General features: G+C 67.8%; 1 protein-coding gene. It reads right to left on the reverse strand.

Annotated features, from left to right (window positions below; translation table 11 throughout):
• Window positions 1-25: 25 nt before the first annotated feature.
• Window positions 26-1306, reverse strand: a complete 1281-nt coding sequence (locus tag ACLQ29_RS35330; RefSeq protein ID WP_425775694.1) for an IS701 family transposase — start codon at window positions 1304-1306, stop codon at window positions 26-28.
• Window positions 1307-1456 lie beyond the last annotated feature (150 nt).

The following is a 1456-nucleotide window of genomic DNA, read 5'->3' on the forward strand; positions in this document are numbered from 1 at the left end:
CTAGTACGACAGCCGCCATTCGTGATCATGGTTGGAATTCGAGGTTGAGGCGGCGGGCGTAGTGGGCTCGTCTGGCTCGTGCTTGGTGTCGGCGTCGCCAGTTTGACCAGCGCAAACGGTAGGCGATGCTGCGGGTCGGCCGGATGAGTAGGACGTTGATCAGGCGGCGGATCTCGTTGACGGTCAGGTCGATCATGTCGGGCTGAGCGGGACGGTCTACCGATCGGGCGTCGGCGGCGCAGATCGCGAGGACGGCGAGGGCTGCCAGGGCGAGAGTGGTGAACCGGTGCCAGGAAGTCCAGCGGCGGACCTGGTGCTGGTCGAGACCGACCTGGCCCTTTCCGGCTTGGAACGACTCCTCCACGATCCAACGAACTCCCGCTACTCGCACGAGTTGCGCGAGGGTGGCCGGGCGGGGTGTCCAGCAGCGGTAGAAGGCCAGCTCACCTGTGGTGTTGTTCCGGCGGATCAGCAGACTGTGCCAGCCGTCGTCGTCCGGGTCACCGTCGGCGCCGACGTCGGCCAGCCAGGCCCAGTCGTAGAACCGTGGCCCTTTCGACCCGTCGCCGGCACTGCGCCGGGTCCACGCCGTGGCGGGCAGGTCGGCGGCCAGTTGGTCGGCACGGCAGCGGGTCTTCCCGCCGTCGATCGGCACGAGATGATCGCGGGAGACCGCCAGGACGTAACCCAGGCGGTGGGTGCGCAGCTCACCTCGCAGCCGTGTGTTGTTGCCGTAGGCCTCGTCCGCGGCGACCCATCGGGCCGGGACCAGGGCCTTCACGGCGGCAGTGATCATGTGCTCGGCCAGCTCGGAGCGGGTGGCGAAGACGACGTCGTCCGGGACGCCGGCCTGCTCACACCGCTGGTGGTCATCGGTCCAGGACTTCGGCAGGTAGACCCGCCGGTCGATCAGGGTGTGCCCGTGCCTGCTCGCGTAGGCCAGGAACACGCCGACCTGGGCGTTCTCGATCCGCCCGGCCGTGCCGGTGTACTGACGTTGGACACCGACGGTGTGCACGCCCTTCTTCAGGTCGCCGGTCTCGTCAACGACGAGAACACCGTCGGGATCACCGAGCCGGTCCACGACGACCTGCCGCACGTCGTCACGCACCGCGTCAGCGTCCCACTTCGCCCGGTACAGCAACCTCTGCATCGCATCAGGCCGGTCATGCCCGGCCTGCTCTGCCACCTGCCAACACGTCTTGATTTCCAGGTCAGCGAGCAGGCCGGTGACGAAACCGGCGGCCGCCCGGCGGGGTTCCACCCGGGCGAACCGGCCCGCGAACGAACTGGTCACCAGGTCGATGGCTCGTCGCCACCGGGCAAGCTCTAAGCTGTGACCCTCGGCCACCGCAAGGTCTGATGTTGTGTCCACAACACACAGACGATCATGCGGTGGCCGTCCTCATTCCTGCGGGACCCGAGGTCACCTCACGAACGGCGGCTGCCGTACTAG

Source organism: Micromonospora sp. DT228, from assembly GCF_049841595.1.
Lineage (GTDB): Bacteria > Actinomycetota > Actinomycetes > Mycobacteriales > Micromonosporaceae > Micromonospora.